Annotated in this window: 1 protein-coding gene and 1 pseudogene; one reads left to right on the plus strand and one right to left on the minus strand. The window is 36.8% G+C overall.

Going from position 1 to position 1,892, the window contains the following annotated elements; all coding sequences use genetic code 11:
• A partial coding sequence (locus tag BUB43_RS10915) for a choice-of-anchor J domain-containing protein (RefSeq protein ID WP_073181059.1) occupies nt 1-1,453 on the minus strand: 1,453 nt, incomplete at its 3' end.
• Nucleotides 1,454-1,677: 224 nt separating this feature from the next.
• Here BUB43_RS10915 and BUB43_RS10920 point away from each other — a divergent pair.
• Nucleotides 1,678-1,892: pseudogene (locus BUB43_RS10920) on the plus strand (IS982 family transposase); the annotation flags it as partial.

Below are 1,892 nucleotides of genomic sequence, written 5' to 3' on the forward strand. Positions count from 1 at the left end.
TCACAAGTTTTCCGTCAGCTGCAAAAATCCGAACATCCAAAACTTTCTCAGGAGTGCTGATGTTTAGCACATCGCTTGCCGGATTTGGGTAGATTATTAATGCGTTCTGTAACATTTGTTCGCTGGTGTTCAGCTTATCAGTGGTTACATCTATAGAATAATCTTCCGTCTGCCCAAAACCTCCGTTATAACCAGTATTCAGTCCGCCAAGCGAAAAACAAGGATTTATATAAGGGCTGCTACTATAATTTTTCTTAATACGCATTCTGGTTAGCCCAAGTTTTGCATTTTCAGGCACTTTAATGTCGCCATATACCGTCTTTCCATCTAGACCACTTGAATTGTAAAGAACAAGGGCATTATCCTTACTGGCGAAATAAGTTTCAGACGGCTCGAAAACACCATCCTGATTCCAATCAACAAATACGATGAACCGGTGAGCGTTGTAGCCCCTTGTGTTGCCACCCAATTTGATTGAGTAAGTACCTCCAGGGTTCACCCGTGCGATTTTGTTTTTGAACACCTCGTGTTCCGGTGCTGTTGTTTCGGCAGAAGTAGTGTTTGTCATTCCATTAAAAGAGACAAAAGTAATTGGTTCAACACCGTTATCCGTGTATTTCAATGGACCACAATACGGCATAAATGGGCTGTCTGCTGTCTTAAAACTTTTAACTGAAGGAATTCCTACTGATACACCTGCATCGTTGATAGCCTTAACCTGCCAAAAATATTGGGTATTTGGCTGAATATTTTTAGGTTTAGCAAATAAATAGTTGTTGGGGATTAAAATATCTGGATTCGTAGTTGTCCCTATATATACTTCATATCTGTCAACAACGCCTCCAGTTACTGGGGGCATCCACTCCAATTTATCGCCTAAATCAAAAGGCACATTTTCGGCAGGCGATGTTAGTTGCGGGGATCCAGGTTTATCAAGTGGCTTTCCATCCACCCTAATGTCATCAAAATATATTTGATACTTGCTTTTGCTGGCAGAATGAAATCCAATCCTTATTTTATTACCAATGAATGACTTTAAGTCTATTTTCACCTGTGTCCAATCATTGGGTGCAGAGGTTACTGGTAGCAATACTGTAGTAAAATCTGTACCCATCGGGTCTTCCGATAAGGTCAGTTTTACAGAATACTCATCTACATTATAAGGATCGTGGTTTTTCACAAAATAAGTAAGACGGTCGGAAACTCCCTCTATTACAGTAAATACAGGAGTTACAAGATAATCATCTTGTGCCGAAGTGCTATTAGTCCTGATCAATGCAGCGTTGGAAAGTGAATACGCTTCCTCCTTTCCAATTCTAAAAGTTTGGTATGCCCCACCTGAAATAACTTTCCAACCTACTGGAATATTCGTACTTGAGTCGAAATTCTCGAAGAATTGTGCAGAAGCACACAATGGAAGCACTAATAGTGCAGTTAAGATTTTTTGCTTCATAACTAATTTTTTATTTGTTACGCAAATATAAAAATTATTTTTACTTATTCTAAATAAGAATTATATTTTTTTTTTCATTTAAATTTCACGTAGCAAATATATCCACCCCACAACTTAGTCGGATTTGTACTTGGGTATTATTTTAACCCGTAGTGCATTATAAAAAAGGTTGCTCAAGTGACTAAAAATTAGTATATTGTATTGACTACCAATCAAATACCATTATGAGCAACCTTGAGGCAAGTTACAACTTAATTTTAAATAATTTAAGAGACATTTCCGAAACTGAAGATTTTTATTTTAAACCTATAAAACCAAAACTATCTGATATAGAGTTGATTGGCTTGATTATTTTGGCTGAATTTAAGTCCATTGATTCTGAACATCAACTTTTTAGAGAAATAAAAGGTTTTGAAATTGAACCAAAAATTGAAAGAAG

Origin of the sequence: Cruoricaptor ignavus, assembly GCF_900141665.1 — a bacterium.
GTDB classification, from domain to species: domain Bacteria; phylum Bacteroidota; class Bacteroidia; order Flavobacteriales; family Weeksellaceae; genus Cruoricaptor; species Cruoricaptor ignavus.